Annotated in this window: 15 protein-coding genes; 5 read left to right on the top strand and 10 right to left on the bottom strand. The window is 62.6% G+C overall.

Annotated elements, in window-relative coordinates; genetic code table 11:
• The first annotated feature begins 18 nt into the window (after positions 1-18).
• Together HOV91_RS08120 and HOV91_RS08115 are read left to right on the top strand one after the other, a co-directional pair.
• Positions 19-1,932, top strand: a complete 1,914-nt coding sequence (locus tag HOV91_RS08120; RefSeq protein WP_217439869.1) for an ATP-dependent nuclease — start codon at positions 19-21, stop codon at positions 1,930-1,932.
• Positions 1,929-3,662, top strand: a complete 1,734-nt coding sequence (locus HOV91_RS08115) for a UvrD-helicase domain-containing protein (RefSeq protein WP_246349915.1) — start codon at positions 1,929-1,931, stop codon at positions 3,660-3,662. The genes HOV91_RS08120 and HOV91_RS08115 overlap by 4 nt, the downstream gene beginning before the upstream one ends.
• Positions 3,663-3,786: 124 nt before the next feature.
• Here the strand turns inward: HOV91_RS08115 and HOV91_RS08110 are convergent, their stop codons facing one another.
• The 3 genes from HOV91_RS08110 to HOV91_RS08100 form a co-directional block, all read right to left on the bottom strand.
• The gene (locus HOV91_RS08110) at positions 3,787-4,056 is read right to left on the bottom strand and encodes a hypothetical protein (RefSeq protein WP_174184813.1); all 270 of its coding nucleotides are present in this window, start codon (positions 4,054-4,056) and stop codon (positions 3,787-3,789) included.
• 506 nt (positions 4,057-4,562) lie between these two features.
• Positions 4,563-4,718, bottom strand: coding sequence for a hypothetical protein (locus HOV91_RS08105; protein WP_174184812.1), 156 nt, complete (start codon positions 4,716-4,718; stop codon positions 4,563-4,565).
• A 356-nt stretch (positions 4,719-5,074) separates the two neighbouring features.
• Entirely contained in the window at positions 5,075-6,223 is a 1,149-nt protein-coding gene (locus tag HOV91_RS08100) for a trans-sulfuration enzyme family protein (RefSeq protein ID WP_174184811.1), read from the bottom strand.
• 431 nt (positions 6,224-6,654) lie between these two features.
• On the opposite strand from HOV91_RS08100, the gene kilB reads away from it, so the two are divergent.
• Together kilB and HOV91_RS08090 are read left to right on the top strand one after the other, a co-directional pair.
• The gene (gene kilB / locus HOV91_RS08095) at positions 6,655-7,161 is read left to right on the top strand and encodes a plasmid transfer protein KilB (RefSeq protein WP_174184810.1); all 507 of its coding nucleotides are present in this window, start codon (positions 6,655-6,657) and stop codon (positions 7,159-7,161) included.
• Positions 7,158-7,982 carry an alpha/beta fold hydrolase gene (locus tag HOV91_RS08090; RefSeq protein ID WP_174184809.1) on the top strand — a complete coding sequence of 275 codons (825 nt, stop codon included), beginning with the start codon at positions 7,158-7,160 and terminating at the stop codon, positions 7,980-7,982. Before kilB ends, HOV91_RS08090 begins: the two co-directional genes overlap by 4 nt.
• A 1-nt stretch (position 7,983) precedes the next feature.
• On the opposite strand, the gene HOV91_RS08085 is transcribed toward HOV91_RS08090, so the two are convergent.
• The 6 genes from HOV91_RS08085 to HOV91_RS08060 are packed head-to-tail and all read right to left on the bottom strand — an operon-like array spanning position 7,984 to position 14,553.
• Positions 7,984-9,726: a hypothetical protein gene (locus HOV91_RS08085; RefSeq protein WP_174184808.1), complete on the bottom strand. Its 1,743-nt coding sequence runs from the start codon at positions 9,724-9,726 to the stop codon at positions 7,984-7,986.
• Entirely contained in the window at positions 9,723-10,280 is a 558-nt protein-coding gene (locus HOV91_RS08080; protein ID WP_174184807.1) for an SET domain-containing protein-lysine N-methyltransferase, read from the bottom strand. Before HOV91_RS08080 ends, HOV91_RS08085 begins: the two co-directional genes overlap by 4 nt.
• Positions 10,280-11,542 (bottom strand): preATP grasp domain-containing protein, encoded by a 1,263-nt coding sequence (locus HOV91_RS08075; protein WP_174184806.1) that lies wholly within the window; start codon positions 11,540-11,542, stop codon positions 10,280-10,282. Before HOV91_RS08075 ends, HOV91_RS08080 begins: the two co-directional genes overlap by 1 nt.
• Complete coding sequence (locus HOV91_RS08070; RefSeq protein WP_174184805.1) at positions 11,532-12,269, bottom strand: class I SAM-dependent methyltransferase; 738 nt, start codon at positions 12,267-12,269, stop codon at positions 11,532-11,534. Before HOV91_RS08070 ends, HOV91_RS08075 begins: the two co-directional genes overlap by 11 nt.
• Entirely contained in the window at positions 12,266-13,435 is a 1,170-nt protein-coding gene (locus HOV91_RS08065) for a hypothetical protein (RefSeq protein ID WP_174184804.1), read from the bottom strand. The genes HOV91_RS08070 and HOV91_RS08065 overlap by 4 nt, the downstream gene beginning before the upstream one ends.
• A complete protein-coding gene (locus tag HOV91_RS08060) occupies positions 13,432-14,553 on the bottom strand; it encodes a lysine-2,3-aminomutase-like protein (protein WP_174184803.1) in 1,122 nt (373 codons plus the stop codon). The genes HOV91_RS08065 and HOV91_RS08060 overlap by 4 nt, the downstream gene beginning before the upstream one ends.
• Before the next feature lie 6 nt (positions 14,554-14,559).
• Between HOV91_RS08060 and HOV91_RS08055 the strand changes: the two genes are divergently transcribed.
• On the top strand, positions 14,560-17,451 hold the full coding sequence (locus HOV91_RS08055; protein ID WP_312884515.1) for a tetratricopeptide repeat protein: 2,892 nt from the start codon (positions 14,560-14,562) through the stop codon (positions 17,449-17,451).
• 82 nt (positions 17,452-17,533) lie between these two features.
• Here HOV91_RS08055 and HOV91_RS08050 read toward each other — a convergent pair whose 3' ends face one another.
• Positions 17,534-18,451, bottom strand: coding sequence for a macrolide 2'-phosphotransferase (locus HOV91_RS08050; RefSeq protein WP_174184801.1), 918 nt, complete (start codon positions 18,449-18,451; stop codon positions 17,534-17,536).
• Positions 18,452-18,479 lie beyond the last annotated feature (28 nt).

The raw sequence follows: 18,479 nt of genomic DNA, 5'->3' as shown, positions 1-18,479 counted from the left end.
CGCGGCGAGAACGTAACTTTGGCCGAGTGGGCAAAGGAGGGGACGAGCACGGTGCGGGTACGTCGGATTACGATCAGCAACTTCCGCGGTGTCAGATCGGGACAAGTTCTACTCGACGGCCACGCCCTGCTAGTCGGTAGCAACAGCGTTGGCAAGTCGACGATCTGCGAGGCACTCGACCTCGTACTCGGCCCCGAGCGAATGTCCAGGCGCCCCGTCATCGATGAGTATGACTTCCATTCAGCGGCATACCTGCCCACTGACGGTGAACAACCAGAGATCTGCATCGAGGTCGTTCTCGTAGGCCTGTCGGCGCAAGCGGAACGCCGATTCGGCGGCCACCTTCGGAAGTGGAACGCTGAGCTCGACGACTTCGCCGACACCATGGCCGACGCCATCGAGCAAGCAGACGGACATGAGTGGTGCCTGCCGCTGATGTTCTGCGGCAGGTTCAACCCGGCCGAAGATGACTTCGAAGGCGGAACATTTTTCGCGCACCCGGAGCCTGTGGTCGACGACCTGGCCGAAGAGTCCACACAGCTCGGTCACGGGCGTCGCGTCTTCACCCGAGACGACAAGCGCCACTGCGGATTCCTGTACCTGCGTCCGAACAGGACCGGGTCGCGCGCCTTGAGCTTTCAGCGAGGGTCGCTTCTCGACACCATCATCCGTCTGGAGGCAGAGACAAAGGATGCACTATGGGAGAAGGCCCGCACCGATTTGAAGGAAGTGGACCTCGCCGACGGATCCGCATTCACAAGCATCTTGGAAGGTCTGGAAGAGCGCATCGAGCGCTTCCTGTCTTTGAGTGGTGCCGACGACGACGTCCGGGTGCACGCATCTGAACTCACCCGGGAGAACATCCGGGAGACCCTGCGAGTCTTCGTCGCAACTACGCCGGGTGCGTTCCCCGTCCCGTTCAGTCGACTTAGCACTGGATCGCTCAATCTCATGGTCTTCGCGTTGCTGACCTACATCGCCGAACTGAAGGGTGACGATTCCGTCATATTCGCGATGGAGGAACCGGAGATCGCCATCCCACCACACGCGCAGCGACGCCTCGTTGACTTTGCCACCCAGCGAATGGGACAGGTGATCGTCACTTCACATTCGCCGTACGTCATCGAGCGATTTGCTCCTGAACGGCTGCTGGTCCTCACCCGCGACCGGGACGGCCGACTCAGCGGTGGGCCGATTACCTTGCCAGCAGGTTTCAAGATGAAGCGCTATCGGGAGAATCGCCGTCAGTTCGCCGAAGCCGTGCTGGCGCGGGCGGTGTTGGTCGTGGAGGGGGCCACTGAGTCATCGCTGATCCCGATAGTGGCGGATGTGTTGGAGGGAGATCACACGGTCGCGTACACCCATCTCGACCTGGCGGGTGTGTCAGTCTTCGATGCCGGTGGCGACACTTCCGTCCCTCTCTACGCTCCACTGTTCAAGAGCCTCGGAAAGCCGGTGTACGGCATCCACGACAAACCCCAGGAACCTTTCAACGAGGAGCTCCAGGCGAAAGCACAGGACTTCATGTTGTACGAGCAGATCTCGTACAGCGGAATCGAGGACCTGCTGATCGCCGAGATGCCACCCGCACCGAAAAGACGCTTCCTAGAGAAGTCCGCAAACATCGACGACTACCCAACCCAGTGCGGCGTGGTCGCCCTGAGCGACACGGATGAGGATGTCGACCGACTGCTGAAGAAGGTGCTGAAGGCGCGAAAAGGAACCTACGCTGCGGCACTAGTTCGTGAGGCGCACAACGTCTCTGAGCTTCCTGACACGCTCGTATCGTTCTTGAAACGCGTCGACCGCAGCCTCTCTCCTTCAGCCGACACGACCAGCACAACGGCCGAAGCTTCCGATCCCGACTCTTCACCCGCGAGTTCGTCTGAAGCTGAGGCAGCCGAATCGGCGACGGGCTCCGACCCCAGATGACCGCAGCAGCCGTTGAATTGCACTTGGACGACCAGCGACAAGCGATTCTAACCGCCTCAGGACACCTCCTCATCGAAGGTGGCCCGGGGTGTGGCAAAACCACGATCGCACTACTCAAGGCGCGCGTGACCATTCCAGCGTTGGAATCGGACCAGCGCATCCTGTTTCTCAGCTTCTCACGAGCGGCGGTCAGACAAGTCCTCGACCGCACACAAGGCGTCTTGACGCGAGGCGATCGCGACAGAATCGAGGTTCGGACGTTCCACGCGTTCTTCCTCGATCTCGTGCGGAGCCATGGCCGTCTGCTCACTGGGAACCCCGCCAGGTTCATCACACCGGAGCGCGAAGCCCAACGCCAGGCCGATCACGAGGGCGACTGGGCCACTGAGATCGGACGGCTTGCTCGTGAAGAGTCTTTGTTCGTGTTCGACACGCTGGCTCCCACGGCGGCGAACCTTCTCGAACGCTCCAGAAGCCTGCGTTTGCTCTACAGCGATATCTACCCGCTCATTATTGTCGACGAGTTCCAGGACACCGATCGCGACCAGTGGCGGGTCGTCAAGGCTCTAGCTGAGGCCAGCACCATCGTGTGCCTTGCAGACCCTGATCAACGGATCTTCGACTACATGGACACTGTCGACGCGCACCGTTTGCTCGAGGCCGAGCTATTCCTACAGCCACAGAAGTTTGACCTCTCGACGGACAATCACCGCAGCCCGGGCAGCGGGATCCTGGACTACGCAAACGCTGTCCTCAACAACAGGCCGACGAGCCCACCGACAGAAGTTCGCTCCGGCGTCTACGGCTGGCAAGAAGCTATGGAGGCAAAGACACACCAGGCCGTGCTGTGGGTGCGGCATCTCCTCTCCGAGCAACTCGGGCGTACCCCGACTATCGCTGTTCTCACCCGCACAAACGCGCTCGCTGTACGTATCTCCGAAACGCTCGGACAAGAACAAGCGGGATCGAATGGCGCCTCGTTGGCCGCCGTCGATCATGTGCTGCATTGGGAGCCTGAACTGTCAGCGGCGGCCGGTCTAGTGGTTGCCAGTCTGCTCGAGTGGCCCGCCATGATCCGACACGAGGCAGTTGCCCACACGCTGATTCACATCGCGGACTTCTACCGACTGAAACTGGGGCGCGGCACCGCAGGAGCGCGCGGCACGATCAACAAGCTGGATCGTGCCGTCACCGCCGTCGGCGAGGGCAGGACACCAACAGCGAAGGCGGCAAAAGTGTTGCTGGCGATCTTCGACAGCTCCACGGAACTTACCGGACAACCAGTCCACGACTGGCGGATAACGCGAAATCGACTTGCCGGGTCAGTAGAGCTCGATGAGATCTTCAAGCAAGCCCGGCTGCTCCGACTCCTACACGCGACCGACACCCTCGCCTGGGCATTGTTGGACGCATGGGACGGCGCCACCAGCTACCGCAACGCCGCAGACGTCGTACGTGTCGCCCTTGCAGACGAGGTCGTAAACGCAGCTCGAGTGGAGCTACCTCTGGTAAGCGTGATGACCATACACAAGGCGAAAGGCAAGGAGTTCGACGCCGTCCTTATCGCCGAAGGTCGCCACCAGGGCACGCTATTGAGCGAAGATCCGAACGATCAAGATGCCGACCGCCGCGTCTTACGTGTGGCGATCACCCGCGCCCGACACTTCGTCGGGTTCGTCCGGCCGCACGACGCACCCTCGCTGACACCAGTTGGCCCACAGACTCCATAAACCACATCTCGCCGCGGTCCAGCGCCTCATCGAAAGTTGCGTGCGTCGTGACCGACCGTGCGAGTTGTCTGACGGCGTGCCGACAGCCCCAGCCGATGACGAAGCCCTTCGAGGGTTCCTCAGGTCATCGAGTTGTCGCGTCGCACGTCGGCGGCAACGGTGTTTCGCCCTGTTCCTGTCGTGGATCGGTGAACCGGTGACACCGAACCGACATCGGCGCGCCGCCGTTCAACCGTTGGAAATCTGGCCCGGAAACTTTGGTGTATTCCTGGCTACACACCGATAAAAGAAGCAGGTCAAGCCGAACATCCGGCTTGACCTGCTGTTTCTGCTCCCCCATCTGGACTCGAACCAGAAACCTGCCGTCAACAGTTCGAGGTGTCTCCATGATCACCGCTGGCTCCACCTTCGGGTGGAGTCGGCTTCGATTGAGATGGGTGTGGCTGTTCCGTCCGTTGCATCGGCGGAACCCCGCGACGGTACGAGCGGATGTTCGGCCGAGGGAATCTACAGCCTCGTGTGTCCGCCATGGCTTGTCATGACTGGCTGTACGTTGAACACCCGTCGTCGGTCCCCATCTTCGCCCCGGCGACAGCAGCGTCTCGACGAACCGCCCGCCTGTTCAGAGCCGCAGCCACGCCCGGTTCGTCGGTTGCCCGACGGCACCTCTCTACGATTTTTCTACGATTTTCAGGCGGGTCAGCACGGGCAGCGGTGGGAATGAAGGGAGATCACCGGGTGCCAGAAACAGTCATCTACCTGCACAGACAGGGAAGGCATGGGAAACGTTGGGCGACGTCGGGGACCTGCAGAAACGCTGTGCCGACTTCATGACCTACAAACCCTATCCCACCGCGACCTGCGCATCTGCGGGGTATCCCGCCGCTGTCTACGATTTGTCTACGATTCCCGCACCACATGCAAGCCCAGCCGGGCGCGACGGTATTCCCTCAACCCCCACGCCAACGCCTCTTCCAGCATCAACGCCTCCGCCGGTTGTCCGTCTATCAGGTGCGTGTAGACGTCCAAGGTGGTCGTGTTGTTCTTGTGACGCATCCGCCGTGTCACATCCGCCAAGCTGTAGGCTCCGGCGGCCAACAGCGACCCGTACAGGTGCCGCAACGAGTGGAACCCCATCCGCTGGCGCGGCCTGCCGTGCCTCACACGCAGCGCTCAGATGACATGGCCTCAAACGCCGAAACCGCCCTGGGCCAAACCCGCAACAAGCCGTGGCTGGAAATTGAGTGCTTGCGAGAAGCGCTGCGCCACACCCAACTCGAACGTGCACGGTCACTCTGTCGCCGCGGTCCTCATATCAGAACACGACGAGGCTCACATGGAGCCGCCGGTCAGCCCCTCCGGTTCAACCCGCCACCCCGGCGGTTACCACATCAAGCTTCTCAGACGTGGCACTAGTAACCAGATTTATTGATGAAGTCGACGACAGCAGACAAAGCAGAGGCAATATCCCGGTATATTTGCACCGGATCCTCGATCCCGATAGAAAGCCGCACCAGACCATAGCCTATCCCGAGGTCGGATAGATCTCTGGATTTTCTCGTAAAGGTTCCGAAATGATATGCGAGTGATTCGAGATTGCCAAAAGTAGTCGCAACGCGCAGCAAACGAAGGTTTCGCAGAAATTCTGTGCCACAAGCCGCCGACGGCAAGGTCAGAGAAACTACCCCCGGCACTCCGGTTATGTTGTTTTCAATAAAATGGTCGGCGTCCTTGGCGGTCCGAACCGGAAACTTACCGAAATTAGCTCGAATCAATCCGACCACAAATTCTGTGTTGACAGAATGTCTCTCGAGACGAAGGGGCAGAGTACGCAGTCCACGAATGGTCAGCCACGCCGAGAAAGGATCCAGTATGGTTCCGGTAAGGTCACGGTATGCCGATAAACGTCGAAACAGACGAATATCATTCGTGCAGACAACACCGCCCATCACATCACCATGCCCATTTATCGTTTTCGTAGTAGAGTACAATGTCAACGCAGCACCCAGTCGTAGCGGATTCTGATACAACGGCGTCAGCAAAGTGTTGTCGACCACCAGAATCACCTCACGCTCTCGACAGGCATGGGACAATTCTCGGATAGGCACGTCCGACAATACAGGATTAGTCGGCGACTCCACGAAGACTAGTTTTGTACGATCAGTTATCGCAGTGACGAAATCTTTCACCGAATCGCCGTCGACAAACGTCACATCGACACCAGAGGGCTTGACACCATAAGAAAGCAAGTCAGAGATTTCATGGTAAATAGCATGCTGCGTCACTATATGATCCCCCACCTCCGTCAAGGATCGGAATATCGCATAACATGCAGTCATCCCGCTGTTGAAAGCCAAGCAGTGGTCGGCACCCTCGAGTTGGCTGAACTTGTCCTCAAGTACCGCTACCGTATGATTCGAGTAGCGCTGATACGCAGTATTGGCCACCTCATCATGAGTGAGTTGCTCCCAGCCTTGCTCGATCGACTCGAGCGGTATTGCTGCTCGTACCGAAATAGGTGGTGCTGGCAGGTTCTCGATTTCCGACTGGCCTCCGTGCACAGCAATGGTATACGAGTTATCGCATACCCGAGGAACGGAATTCGGCGTAATTGGCACTGGTCTACCTCTCAGACAAATGGAATAGATCGAATTCGACATAGTCTGCCATGTCTTAAGGACCTCAGCTTTACATCACGTGTGCCGCCCAATCAAGCAGATCCAACTTCAATTTATCAATTTCGGCAGCAAAGGATGCCGTAAAGCAGTACGGACCTATACGGGCGACTGGATCACCGCTTAGCCACCCCTCCTCAACCACCGCAATTGCGGTCTAGTGCTGCCTCTACCATAACGGACCGATACATAACGCAACCCGTACGACTCCGTCCGGCCTCGACCGGGCTTTCGGCCATCGACATCGTTCGCGATTTTCACCGCAACAACATGCCTACAATCGGAATTCGACCGTATCTTTCGGAAGAAGACAGACCATGATCGCTGTTTGGACCTCCCTGGCGGGAATCGCCGCAACCCTGCTCGGCGCTTTCGTCACTCTCTATATCCAGTGCAATATCGTTGATCGCACAGCATGCCGGGAAATGGCGGAACGAGCCCGGCAGGAGCGGCTCGACGTCTACAGCCGCTTCGCCGGAGTGGCTATCCGCTATCGACTCAGCGAACTCGATCGATGGCGGCACGAGCACGAGTCACCCGGTAGCGACGCGGCACGAAAAGCGATAGACGAAGCGCATCGCCAGCGGTCAGCGCTGTTCGAAGTCCTTTCGCGCTTGCAGATACTGTCCGACGATCCCGCGCTCCGGGCCGTAGCCACCGGTACTGCGGAGCTGATCGATGCTATTCACAGGGCGGTCGACGCCGAGGAACGACGACAGCGTGGTATCAGAGCAGGCAAACAAATCGAGTTGTTCGTCACGAAGGCCACCACCGACATTCGACCGGAACACGACGGCGGCGTCGTTCTACCATTCAGACAATGAGTTCTCGTGCCTTCGATCATTCTGTCCGACCATATTCGCAGCAGGCTCCGAACCTCGGGCGGCTTCACCACAATGCAGGCTCGCTGTCGTTCGATGTAACCGGGTCGGGGCCCGCCGTAGTTCTGATCCACGGTTTCTCTTTGGATCGGCGCTCCTGGCTGCAGCAACTGTGCGCATTGTCCGCGTCGTTTCGCGTCATCACATATGACTGCCGGGGATTCGGCCGCTCCTCGGCGCCTGCCGGTCCTTATAGCCATGCCGAAGACCTCGCGGTGCTGCTCCGACATATCGGTGTCGATTCCGCGCATATCGTCGGATCATCCATGGGCGGTCGCATCGCGTTGAATTTTGCGCTGTCGTGCCCCGAACTAGTCGAGACGGTCGCGTTGATCGGCACTGATGTCGGAGGATACGGATTCCGAATCGACTGGGACGTGCCGGTGAACTCGGGGGATCTCACGGCAGCGCGCTCGCATTGGCTGTGCCACGAACTCTTCGATACGGTCCGGTGCAGGCCCCTCGCATGGCGTCGGGTACGCCAGATGGTCACGGACTACTCGGGTTGGCACTGGCAGCACCCCGACATTCGGTCACCGGGCGACACCGACGTCGTCGATCGATTGGCTGATGTCGACGCGCGTGTGATCGCGATTGTCGGTCGACACGATCTGCCCGACTTTCATACCGTGGCAGACTTGGTGGCCGCGCGGGTGCCGCGGGCTCGCACTGTCGTCGTGGAAGGTGCAGGGCATCTGGTCAATCTGGAAGCGCCGACGATATGCAACCAGATTCTTCGCCGTCATTTCATGGGACCGCGGTGAGTTATTCAAAGGCGCCGCATTCGGTCCAGGCGGCTCGTTCGTACCATTGACGGTCGAATGCTGTGACGACGGGGGCAGCATTCCCCTCGTTCACTTGTGCTGCCACCGCCCGCCACAGGGCATCGACGAGCCCGCTGTAACGCACCGCGGTCCACAGATCTTCCCGCGCGAAGGGGCTACCGCTCATCCGCACGGCGCGAATATCGAAGCAACCACGATGGGGATTGCCGCCGACATTCAATGCCGCGCGCCACAGTTGGGCACCTGGCGCACGCAGCGAATATCGAACCCGCGCCGCGATATGGCCGCCGTGCCACAGATCGCTCGACTCGGCGACGTCCGGCATCAGCGGCGGGAAGAAATAGTGCCTTTGGGCGGGCACTTCCGCGCGGTCGAAGTTGCCGGGCAGGAAGTGCCAACGGTTGTATTGCATCCGTTGCGCAACCAACCACAGCATGCGCTGGATCTCGGCGTCCTCGCGCCCGGCCAACCGGCTCGGATTCGGGACGACACAGCAGAAGAAGTCGGGCTTGCGTAGGTCGAGAATTGTGCCGAGCCGGTTCTCGGTCATCGGCGCCAACCGACCGATGTCGCGTACAGCGCTGGACATCGCGTAGTCGGCGTCCACGTCGATAGCGGCTGACCGCACAATGGTGGCCAGCAGCTGTTCGATGGCGGTCACCGCGGTATCCGGCGGCAACCTCAGGGCATGTTCGACAACCTGGCCGAGGGCCGCCTCCGCGGGCAGCATCGGGTCCGGGGAGATGCCCAACGTGTCCAGGACGCAGGTCCGAATCAGCGGGGGCAGGACGTGGTGGCTGCGTCGAGATCGGGGAAGTTCGACAAGAACTTCGGACTTGGCGAAAGTCGGTCCCGCGACGCGGCGGAACCGGATCCACCCGGACTGGTCCACGGCACCACTGAGCTCCCGAATCTCCAGGGCCAACTGTTCGAGGGGCAGGCAGGCCAGGTCGGCGGGGATCGCCTGTCCTGCCGCGTGCGCATAGCGTCGCCGCGTGCCGACCAACCACTCACGCAACGCGGTGGCGGTGAGTTGTCGGCCGTTGAACTCCTCGAACCGGATCGAACGCCCCGTCGCGAACAACAGGTGAGCTGCCGAGACGAATAAACGCTCCGCGGCAGACCACGAATCCAACGCGGTTGTCTCCAAGCGTGCCAGGACTCCGCCTCGCAGCAGGGTATTCGTTCCCGCGTCCGACCGTGTGAACACCTCGTCACCGATGTAGATCAACACTGTCTCCACGTGGTCTACCCAATCCGCCACCTGCCGCACCTGCTCGGCGAGAACGCCGGTGTCAGCCCACCTGCGCAGCATCGCGTCCAGTTGCTCCCGATCAGCGCGCTGCGCGAGTTCCCATTCGGCGACCTCTTCCTCGACCCGCTCCCGCATCGAGGAGGTGAGGCTCAGCGCCGCCACCGTCATAATGTCGGTGGATACATCGACGCAGGCGGAATCCATGAACGACAGCCGACCCTGCGCCGATTGACAGACAAGCAACACATCGGGTGGGTCGTAGTCGGAGGGTAGACGCAGCCGCAGGGATTCGACGCCGAGCAACTGGTGCAGGACAGCCATATCACGCGGCGTGAGCGCGGCCATCCCCTGTTGAAAGGAGATTCGCCCACCGAAGGTGAGCAACCTTATCAGCGCAATGTAGGCCGGCTCATCGGTCCGTACGTCGCTGCGCAGCGCCGCGAAGACGTCTGCCGCGCTGTTTCTCACGATTCTTCACCACCTGCGATCGGCTCACCGTGTATATCTCCACCCAGAACGGTCGTTTCTTGCGGCACGGTGGCCGCCGCCGCCAACGCGGTCTCCACTCGAGCGATCCAGGCGCCCATGAGGGCCGGTGCCGGGAAGCCGCCCGTGGATTCGACGGTGCCGACGCACTCGCCCGAACCACAGCGACATCGGAACCGCCACGGCTGCTCGTACCGGAAACCTCGGTAGTCGCAGGTCACCTCCTCACCGGCATGGATGTCGCGCACCGCGATGCCTACCGACAAACCGATATCGAGGACCGATGCGGCACACGAATGGTTAAGCAGGAATGCACCGCCACATGGTGTGATCAATCCGCCGTCGGCGCGGCGGTAGCCGTATTCGTCGATCCAGCGCCTGACCTCCGGCGGCATGGCGGCCAGTTCGCCGATCGGCACGACCGCGCACCGCGGGCACGGCCACCACAAGGCGGTGCCCATTGGCACGTCGCGCCGCGCGATGACGCCCATACCGTCTATGCGGCTATATCCGGGGTGCAGTGCGGAATGCATCATCAGCTGATCCTCAGAAGATCGATGACCTCATGTTCGACTGCCGCGACTGCACCCGCGGTGCGACCGGCGACCAGATACCGCCACTTCCCGTCGACCGCGAGGGTGTCGACGATCAGCACCGCCCGCGCGTCTGCGTTCTCGTCGCCGAGTCCCGCGCTGTCGATGCGGCGCAGCGCCTCATGGAAGGACAGTGACGAGGTTCCGGTACGCGCGTCCGCCCGCCAGTACACGGCAGTGCCGGGGAACAGCTTTCGTGCCAGCTGCTCGAGATACGTTCCTCCGGTGCGGCGGACATTTGCCTCGGTTACGACGTATCCGTCTCCGACGAGGCCGCCATCCACGTCGAAGAATCCGCGATAGCCATGTTGATGCAGCCATTGGCCGATCCGGTGGGCGGCGGCGGCGAACCGCGTGGACGCGACGGTGAGCTGCGGGGCGAATGAGGCCGGTGTGATCATGCCCGTCCAGGCATTGTCGCGGGTCCGCTGATCGCACAGATAGAAGTCCTGTACGCCGTGATCGTCGGAAAGCATCTCGAGGCTCGGAGCCGCGGCGAACGGCAAAAATTCTTCGTACACCCAGCCGCACGGCCCCACTGGCTGTCCCCCGACCGCTTGGTGAACACGCTCGGCCAGCGTGGCGCGCTCGTCGGCGGTAACCACGAACGTGCCGTAGCCGTTCGACGACCGCCCCCGCTTCACGATGGCGGCCTCATGGTCGTTCAAGAACAGCCGGAGTCTGCGCAGCAGCGATGATTCGGAGTAGGCGAAGCCGCCTTGAGGCACCGCGAGGCCGAGCTCGGCGGCCACGGCACGGAAACCGGCTTTGGTGTTCATCCAACGGATCGCGGCTAACGTAGTCGTGCTCGGTACGCCCTGATAGCCGCAGATCTGGACGCCCCCATGTCGCGCCAGCTCGACCACGGGGCGATCTATGACGAATGGCACCAGCATCGGTCGTGCGGTGGCGCGATCGGTCGCGTCCAGCCGCGACAGCACCTCGCAGGCGTGGTCGGGAGCCAACTCCGAAGGCGCTACCAGATCGATATCGGACGGTGCGACACCGGTGATATCCGCTACATAGTCGCGAAACGCGTTGCTGCACGGTGCGAGCGTGACCACACAATCGCCGGCACCGGCCAACCACAGCTTGCGCGGCGTCACTGCCGCCATGGCCCGGGCATAGTCGCGAGGCGGCGGAGATTCGATCATCACGTCGTTGACGAGATTGGCCAGCAAAGTTCTGGGTTGATCATTCGGCACTGCCGGCACCTTCATCCGCAGTAGCGGGCCGCACGGCACTCACGATCGCGTGACCGGCGAAAGCCCACGGCACATCGATCCCGCCGAATCCGATCCGCCGCAGCCATAACACGTTGTCGACGACCGTCGCCGGTTGATCGACCGGATCGGGAAAACGGAAGGTGTTCCACCGCGAACGCTGAAACGCGATGTGCGCCTGGTGGTTTCCGAACAGTTCGACCGACTGGTCGGCGACCGAAGCATCCCACGTCGCCGCCGCGAGCGTGGTGGTCGCCGGTGTCGCGGGCCGGATCAGGTCGGCTTGGACGAACACTCCGCCCGGCACCAGCAGGTCGTACACCGCGCGCATCAGATCACGCTTGGCCTCGTCATCGAGATGGTGGACCGCCAGCGATGTCACGACCGCGCCATAGCGCCCGCTGCACCACGCGCTGTCGCGTAAGTCGCCTCGGCACAGAGACACTCGGTCAGCGAAATGAGCGACCTGCCGACGCGCCATGGCGAGCATGGACTCCGAGGAATCCAGCGCGGTGACCACGGCAGCAGGCTGGGATTGCAATATCGCGGCGGTGAGCAGCCCAGCACCGCAACCCAATTCGAGTACCGCCTGTTCGAGCAGCGGATCGATCGATGCGCATATCGCCGCGTACTGCTCACCGCGACGCGGGACGAACGCATCACCATAGGTGCAGAAAAGCTCGGTATCGTCGGCTGTCCAGGAATTCACTGTGGCACCTCCGCTGTCGTTACGGTCGGCGCGTCCGCGGGTACGACATCGAACGCGCCCTGTTCGTGTAGCCACCCGGCGAGGCCCTCGAGTTCGGCCGGTACATCCGACTCTGTTCCGGCATCGCGACGTTCGGACAACCAGTCAAGTGCGGCGACGGCACATTCTTCACGCCGGACCGCACCAAGTGTCGCGATGAACAACTCACGGCCCGCGGTCATGGTCCACAGCAGCGGAACATCGAGCCGCCAATGCCCACGGCGACCTCGCCGCGGGCCTCGCACCGGACGAGCCGGGCGCATCCCTAGAGCGGACACCCTTGCCAGCAGGGCCGCTGGCGCCACATCGCCACCGATATGGTCGCGATACCGGACCAGCCAATCCTCTGCCACCTCGCCGTCACGCCCGTCGCTCCATCCGCGCATCGACGGCTCCGCATCGAAATCACGCTGGTACGCGGCGATATTCAACGACATGGCCCGGCCGTGCGTCTGTCCGATGTGCCAAGCGCCCGCAGGCCAGCAGAAGCCCTCACCCGCTTGCGCGGTCAAGGAATTCGCTGACTTGAGCGCGGTGGTCACATCGATATCGGGGAGGTACTCCTCCCTGGTGCCACTGCCATCAGCGACGTCCACCCGCCGCGGCGCGTCGGGAGGCGGCCATCGACTCGCGTTCCAGAAGTGCATCGACTTCGCGCCCGACACCACCAGATGAATGTTCGAACACGTTTCGCGATGGATACCGCCGGGCGTATGCGCGTAGTCGCCGAGGAACAGTTCCGCTTCCACCAGCCCGCTGGGCAATCCACGTCGTCCGAATTCGGCAGCCATAGCCTCGACGAGCGTCTCGAACAATCCTCGGTCGAGCGTCTGCGCCGACCGAGCCCATGCGAGATACCCGCCGCTGCCGCCACCCATCGCCGCCATCCAGGATTCGAACCGATTCCGGGACGTGGCGCGATGGGGCCATCGATCCTGTGCGACCACGACCCGCTCGTTCTCGAGCAATTTGACCGAAGTGGCGTGGCGATCGTCAGTGGCGCGCGCGAAGGCCGCGCACAGCACCCGCCAGATGGTTTCGACCGTCAGGTCGGGAATACGCCATCGCACAGTGGCGCACCCGTCAGTGCCCACTCGGCTGATCATCGTCCCCACTGGTTTGCTCATAGCCGAGACTCCGGTGCAACGGTATCGCGGCGAAGAGAGTTCGCGCGGTCGTTCACCGTATGCGGTGCGTATCGATGAACGGCACCGTCCGGATCTCGCACAAGGTACCCGTCCACGTCCTCGTCGAGATAGCTCGCTCCGATCGGCACTTTGCCGTAACCACCCGGGATGTCCAGTACATATGTCGGCTGGCACAGTCCCGACACCGGCCCACGCAACTGTCGCATCAACTCCTGACCAGCGGCGATCGTCGTCCGCATGTGGCCGGTACCCGGCGCGAGATCGCCCTGGTGCAGGTAATACGGCTTCACCTTCAACGCGACGAGATCCCGGAACAACGTCGTCAACGCCGCCGCGGTGTCATTGACGCCTTTGAGCAGCACGGTCTGGCTCAACAACGGAATACCCGCAGCGGTGAGGTCGCTCAGCGCGGCCCGCGACCGCGCACCGAGTTCCTGAGAGTGATTGCAATGCAGAACCATCCAGACCGGAGTGTCGGCGCGCAGAGCATCAACCAACGCGGTGGTGAGCCGATCCGGCGCGACGATCGGTACTCGGGTGTGCACTCGAATCACGCCGATATGGGGGATCCGGTCCAGTGCCGCAACAATCCGCCGCAAGCGCGCGGGCGACAGCAGCAGCGGGTCACCGCCGGAGAGTATAACCTCCCAGATCTCAGGATGGTCGGCGACATACGACAGCGCGGCGGTCAGCTCGTGTTCCTGGAGCAGACCCTGCCCCTGACCGACGCTCTCCCGCCGAAAACAGAACCGGCAGTAGACCGGACACACCTGCAACGCCTTCAATAGGACGCGGTCGCGGTAGCGGTGCACGATCCCGGGAACCGGCGAATGCGCGTCGTCACCGATCGGATCGGCCAACTCGTCGGCGCTAATGTGCAATTCCTCGGCACTGGGCACGAACTGCCGGGCGATCGGATCGTCCGGCATCGCCCCCATCTGCTCCACCATCGTCGGGGTGATACTCATCGCGAACCGAGCAGTGACCTCATCGATGGTCTCCGGCGCGGCTCCCGCGAGCAGTCCCGCGTCAGTGAGCGCCTTCGTGGTTCGAATGGTCCGCCTCGGCGGATCGCCGTTCTCGGATCGAACTGTCATAGATTCATGCAAACAGCGGCCATCGGGATACGGAAGGGCACCCGAACGACCCGTACAACGTCGTACAAGTTGTTCTGCGCCGCAGCCCGATACGCTGGTGCCAGCACCAGACGGGAGTCGCTGTTGGCTGAATGGGAGTTGCCCGATGCGCACGCCCCGCACGATCCGGGCAGGCCGGTCGACCCGCCTTCGAAGGACTCCGGGATGACGAAACCGAACGATTCAGCGACGCCAGACCCGCGGCGGATCGCTACTCGGCGCGACTTCGGCGCGGAACTGACTGTGGCACGCCAACGTGCCCGCATGAGCGTCCGCCAAGTCGCCAAACACGTGGGCGTGCCCGCCAGCACGCTCGGCGGATACTTCGCCGGGACACACCTTCCAGCACTGCAACCGCCCGACCTGCTCGACCGGATTCTGCACGTGATGGGCATCCACGCCCAGAACCACGCGGCCTGGTGGGACGCCTACTGGCAGGTGCGGGGATCGGCCGGCGATGGGCGACCGGACGACACGGGCGACACAATCGCCTCCTACGCCACAGTGTCCACCCGACCGCCGCTGGGACGGCTGCTCGTCGAGCCGACCATGCGGGGCCGCGACGACCTGGTCAGTTACCTGAACGACGTCGCCGCCCGCGCTTCGCAGCTACATCGCGCCCCCCGGGTGCATGTCCTGTACGGTCTCGGCGGTTGCGGTAAGAGCATGGCTGCCCTGACCGTCGCGCAATACGCGGCCGCGCGCGACATCGACGTCTTCTGGATCACCGCACAGGACCGAGTCACCACCGTCACCGGAATGCATGCGCTAGGCGAGCGGATCGGCGTGCCGCGTGACCGGCTACGGAGTGCAAGCCTGCCGGACAATTTGTGGCATCGACTGCGTGAGCAGACCACGCCATGGTTACTCGTCATCGACAACGCCGACGACCCGATGGATTGCCTGGCGCTGCCCGGCCAGCAGGTGACCGACGGCACCGGCTGGCTGCGGCCCGTCGACCCCGGATTCGGCACAGTGATCGTGACGACGCGCGATGGCGATGCCGCGATCTGGGGTGACACACCGCCAGCATGGCTCCGACTGCATCGCTTGGTGGGCCTACGCCGTGAACACGGCGCACAGTTGCTCATCGAGCTGGCGGGCGAGCATGCTGGCGACCTCGCCGACGCCGCGACTCTTTCCGACCGGCTCGGCGGACTACCACTGGCACTGATGTTGACTGGACGCTACCTCGCCGAGGCCACCCGCATCCCGGCCGCCATGGCCGACTCGACGGTCGCCAAGACATATCCGCAGTACTGCGCGGCTCTGGAGCGTGGGCACTACGCCGACCTGTTCACCGCCGCACCGACACCCGCGAACTCGCGCACCACCATCGGAAAGAGTTGGCAGATCTCGCTGGACTTGCTCGTCACCCGAGGGATGCGTCATGCCCGCCCCATGCTGAACATCCTCGCCTGCTTCGGATCCGGCCCGATTCCCTATGCCGAACTGCTGCGTGCGGATGTGCTCGCCCGCACGCGGCAGTTCCCGGGAATCGTCCCGCATGAGGTCTGGCGAAACCTTCGCGCGCTGGAGAGTCTCGGAATCATCGCCCTGTCAAGCAATAACGATGGCCTCCCAGTGCTCGACATGCATCCGCTCGCACGCGACCTCGCGCGAAACGACACCGACCTGGCCGAGCACGGCGCGGACTACCTCGCGACCACGACCGCGGTGCTCGACCTCGCGACCGCCGACGCCCCGCCGAAGTCTCCGGCCTCGTGGCACGCCTGGCGCACCATGGCGATACATTGTCTGGCGGTGCTCGACCTCCTCGCGAGCAGCCCACCACGATCAGCTGTCGCGCACACCGCGATCGTCCTCGCTTCCCGTGCCGCACAGTACTTTCGAGCTGCAGGCCGCCACCACGAAGCCGATGCCGCCTTCGCCACAGCACTGCACGCGTGCGACGACCGACTGGACGCTCACGACCTGACTCGACTCGAAATCGAGCACCACCTCGCTCGACTGCGCTACGACCAAGGTCGTTACCCCGAAGCGGAAGACTTGTATCGATCGGTACTGTCGGGACGCAACACCGAACTCGGGGCCGAACATCCCGACACACTGACCACTCAGCACTATCTGGCTCGGACACTTCGCGCCAGAAATCAGCTGACCGAGGCCGCTACCCTGTCGCAGCAGACCTACGAGGCGCGTCGGCGATTACTCGGGCCGCGGCACCCCGACACGTTGACAAGCCGACACGGCCTCGCCGATGTGCTGCGTGCCGAAGGAGCGATCGCCGAAGCCGCCGACCTGTACACCGAAATCCTGGCGGCCCGACAAGCGGTTCTCGGTGCTGAACATCCTGCCACGCTCACCACCGGCCAGTATCGCGCCGAGTTGCTGCACAAGCTGGGCCGGTCCGACGACGCGCAGACCCAACTGCGGTGGCTGTGGACCACCAATTGCCGGATCCGTGGTCTCGAACACCCCCGCACACTGGCAACTGGATACGCACTCGTGAATCTGCTGCACGACCGCGATCACCTAGATGACGCGACGTCGCTCGCGACCACAGTGCTGGCGGGCTGTCGCCAAGTCTTCGGCGCCACGCATCCGACGACGATTGCCGTCCGGCATCGGCTCGGTCTGATTCGATCCGACGCAGGCGACCCGCACGCCGCCGTGCGCGATCTGACCGCGGTACTCGCCGACTGCACCCAGGTTCTCGGATACGACCACCCGCAGACCAGGCGAGCAGAGCATGCCGTCGATGCGGTGCAGCGACGTATCGCGATGACGGATTCGAACACGAACTCTGCTGGCCCGACGGGAGATGCGGACACGACCAGGACGGACCTCGGCGACGAACCCGATTCCGGCCGCGGCGGTACCGTCAGGCAGGGCTGAATCGCACCGGGATCGAGTTCGGCGGCGAGGTCGTCACTGCAAAGATCGGAAAATCAACCGTCGCAACAGGTTTGCCCTGTCACTATGGGTTCGATGGTGCACGGAAGTACAGACGCGCGGCATCGACGTACCGTGTCTTCCCCGATTCGAGCCCGAGAACCGCCAATGCCAACGGCGCGAACGCGATGGCCTCGGCCGCGTGGGTGCGCGGACCCGGCCCGGCTTCGCCGCCATGGCGTTCGTAGGCATCGAAGAGTTCATCGAGCACGGGAGGTTCGAACTTTCGCGCAGCCTCAACGAATTCCTTTGCCACATAACTGATCTCGGCGTCCGTCCAATCAATTATGCCGAGCAGGACGTTGTCCGCGTCGACCAGTTCATGGCCGGGATGCAGGTCACCGTGAATCAGGGCCATGGATTCCGGCCACAGATCGTCCCGCTCGAGCCAGCGGGCGCCACGCTCACGCCAGGTCGTGTGCATATCGAGTTCGGTGGCGGCGAAAGCCAGCTGGTCTGCGAGGTCGGCCCGTGCGGCGGCTGAGGAGCGGACCGGAATCCCCGCCGCCTCCGCATCGGCGAGCGGAGTGCTGTGCAACGCGGCCATGAATTTTCCGAGTGCATCGATATAGTGTTTCGGCGGGTCACGCCGATCGAATCGCCATTGCAATTCGTACGTTTTCGGATCCTCCCATGCGACCGGCTCGCCCGGCAGCCGTGGATAGGCGATCAAATCGTCGTCGCCGAATCGCCACCGCGGAATGGCGACATCGAAACGGCCCTGCAGGATTTCGAGGATTCTGCCCTCTCTCGCTATCGCCCGCACCGTCTCCGCCCGACGCGGAGCGCGCAATACCCAAGCCACTCCGTCGGCATCGGTCGCGTGGATCACCCGAAAATCCCAGCCATTGTCGTCGACAACCACGGTCTCAGGCCGCAGTGCCAGACCCTTACTTGCCGAGATCGACAGAATTACATTCACGCTGTCCGTGAAATCGTCCATGAACTCGGATGCTACCGGCGAAAAGTGG

The organism is Nocardia barduliensis, assembly GCF_013315795.1.
Classification (GTDB): Bacteria; Actinomycetota; Actinomycetes; order Mycobacteriales; family Mycobacteriaceae; genus Nocardia; species Nocardia barduliensis.
The sequence above is the reverse complement of the archived record's forward strand: the minus strand, read 5'-3'. Positions and strand labels throughout refer to the sequence as shown.

What these genes read in the sequence shown, in the direction of transcription:
- HOV91_RS08115 (WP_246349915.1), top strand. Translation starts at nt 1,929, where the DNA reads ATGACCGCAGCAGCCGTTGAATTGCACTTGGACGACCAGCGACAAGCG.
- HOV91_RS08050 (WP_174184801.1), bottom strand. Translation starts at nt 18,451, where the DNA reads ATGGACGATTTCACGGACAGCGTGAATGTAATTCTGTCGATCTCGGCA.
- HOV91_RS08090 (WP_174184809.1), top strand. Translation starts at nt 7,158, where the DNA reads ATGAGTTCTCGTGCCTTCGATCATTCTGTCCGACCATATTCGCAGCAG.
- kilB (WP_174184810.1), top strand. Translation starts at nt 6,655, where the DNA reads ATGATCGCTGTTTGGACCTCCCTGGCGGGAATCGCCGCAACCCTGCTC.
- HOV91_RS08065 (WP_174184804.1), bottom strand. Translation starts at nt 13,435, where the DNA reads ATGAGCAAACCAGTGGGGACGATGATCAGCCGAGTGGGCACTGACGGG.
- HOV91_RS08080 (WP_174184807.1), bottom strand. Translation starts at nt 10,280, where the DNA reads ATGATGCATTCCGCACTGCACCCCGGATATAGCCGCATAGACGGTATG.
- HOV91_RS08055 (WP_312884515.1), top strand. Translation starts at nt 14,560, where the DNA reads ATGCAAACAGCGGCCATCGGGATACGGAAGGGCACCCGAACGACCCGT.
- HOV91_RS08060 (WP_174184803.1), bottom strand. Translation starts at nt 14,553, where the DNA reads ATGACAGTTCGATCCGAGAACGGCGATCCGCCGAGGCGGACCATTCGA.
- HOV91_RS08105 (WP_174184812.1), bottom strand. Translation starts at nt 4,718, where the DNA reads ATGCGTCACAAGAACAACACGACCACCTTGGACGTCTACACGCACCTG.